We start from the raw sequence: 1,583 nt of genomic DNA on the forward strand, positions 1-1,583 counted from the left end.
AGACGATATGAGAAAGCCATTGGGGTCGCCTCCCCCGCGTTGCAGTTTCTTTCCGCGGGCTCGGGGTGCCACAATGGGCTTTGAGTATCGGCCCGTGCGGTAGCCCTTACCGCACCTGCGGGGAGGAGGCTTCCCATGCCCCATGTTACCTCCATCGGCCTGGACGTCCACGCGCGATCGGTCGCCGCCGCGGCGTTCAACCCCTTCACCGGCGAGGTGGTGCACCGCGACTTCGGCACCGACGCCGCCGAGATCGCGGAGTGGGCCCTCGGGTTCGAGGAGCCCAGGGCCTGCTACGAGAGCGGTCCCACCGGGTTCCACATGGCGCGCGAGCTGCGCGCCCTCGGCCTCGACTGCGCCGTGGCCGCCGTCTCGAAAATGCAGAGGCCGGCGGCGGACGCGCACCGCAAGAACGACCGGCGCGACGCCGAGTTCATCGCCCGCATGCTCGCCACCCACAACATCGTCGAGGTCCCGCTGCCGGACGCGGCCGTCGAGGCCGCCCGCGACCTCGACCGCGCCCTCGACGACGCCACCGTTGAGTACCGCCGCGCCAGGCAGCGCCTCAACATGTTCCTGATTAGGCTGGGATACGTCTGGGACGAGCGCAACGCCGACGGGACGAGGAAGAAGGCCTGGACGCGCGCCCACTGGAGGTGGATATCCGAGATCAGGCTCGAGGGCCCGCAGCGCGACGCGCTCGAGTACTACGTCACGGCCGCCCGCTGCGCGGAATCGGACAGGCGGCAGCTCGAGAGGAGGGTCGTCGCGCTGGCCGGCGCCGACCGGTGGCGCCCGGCCGTGGAGGCGCTCTCCTGCATCAAGGGGATCGACACCCTGACGGCCTTCAGGCTCGCGGCGGAGGCCGGGTCCTTCAGCAGGTTCCGCTCGGCACCGGCCTTCGCGAGCTGGTGCGGGCTCACGCCGTCGGAGCACTCGAGCGGCGAGTCCGAGCGGCGCGGCGGGATAACCAAGGCCGGCAACGCGCTCGCGCGCACGGCGCTCATAGAGTCCGCATGGCACTATTCCATGTGCTCCCCGAGGCCCAAGGCCCCCGCCCCCGGCACCGACGTGCCCACGGCGGTACGCTCGAGGGCGGACGACTGCACCGCCAGGCTCCACCGCCGCCGCGAGGCGCTCGCGCGCGCCGGCAAGCCGGCCTGCAAGGCCAACGCCGCCGTGGCGCGCGAGCTCGCCTGCTGGGTCTGGGAGATCGGGTGCAGGTCCGAAGGGACCATCCTCTAGCGGCCGGCGACAACCGACTCCCGCCGAGAGGGCCCGCGCCTCGACGCATCGCCGGCGCGAGTTCACGGCCTCTTTTATGGGCAGCCCCCGGGCCGCGCCCGACAAAAGACTGGATTCGCACGATCGCGCCGGACGGAGAATCGAAATGCGGTGGGGTGCGCGGACATACCGGGCTGACCGCCGGCAGCGCACCCGAAAGAGCCCGCGGATATTAGCTTGCCAGGCAAGCGTCGACTAAACGTGCAGCGTGCGCGGGCCCTCCCGACGGGAAACGAAAAAGCCCGGATTTAAACCGGGCTCAAACGAACATGCCTATTGACAATGGCTTTCTCATATTA

Annotated in this window: 1 protein-coding gene; it reads left to right on the forward strand. The window is 69.9% G+C overall.

The genetic code is table 11. The annotated features are described in order from the left end of the window. Positions 1-135: 135 nt before the first annotated feature. Positions 136-1,245, forward strand: a complete 1,110-nt coding sequence (locus FGQ61_RS09530) for an IS110 family RNA-guided transposase (protein WP_138375369.1) — start codon at positions 136-138, stop codon at positions 1,243-1,245. Positions 1,246-1,583 lie beyond the last annotated feature (338 nt).

This window comes from Collinsella aerofaciens, from assembly GCF_005844325.1.
In the GTDB taxonomy this organism is placed as follows: Bacteria; Actinomycetota; Coriobacteriia; order Coriobacteriales; family Coriobacteriaceae; genus Collinsella; species Collinsella aerofaciens_G.

Bases quoted from the DNA above. Each gene is read 5' to 3' on its own strand.
- FGQ61_RS09530 (WP_138375369.1), top strand. From the start codon at position 136: ATGCCCCATGTTACCTCCATCGGCCTGGACGTCCACGCGCGATCGGTC.